Below are 251 nucleotides of genomic sequence, written 5' to 3' on the forward strand. Positions count from 1 at the left end.
AGTGGTGCATGACCTTCGTGTCCTGGCGCAACCTCTCGGAGGAGAGGTCTACCACGCCCGCGACTCGGCGGGCCGCGAAGTGGATGCCGTCATCCAGCTGCCCGATGGGCACTGGGCGGGATTCGAAGTGAAGCTCGGTGCCGCAGCAGAGACCGTGGATGCAGCCGCAGCGTCGCTGCGGGAGTTCGCCGCGAACGTCGACGGAACGCGAGCAGATTCGCCGGTGCTCACGGTCATCACCGGCACAGGTC

The 251-nt window shown here is 66.9% G+C and carries 1 protein-coding gene; it reads left to right on the top strand.

All coding sequences use genetic code 11. From position 1 onward, the window contains the following. The coding region (locus O4H62_RS26380; RefSeq protein WP_331284496.1) for a hypothetical protein at nt 1-251 on the top strand (251 nt) is incomplete at both ends.

Origin of the sequence: Parahoeflea alexandrii (genome assembly GCF_027214025.1) — a bacterium.
GTDB lineage: Bacteria > Pseudomonadota > Alphaproteobacteria > Rhizobiales > Rhizobiaceae > Hoeflea > Hoeflea alexandrii_A.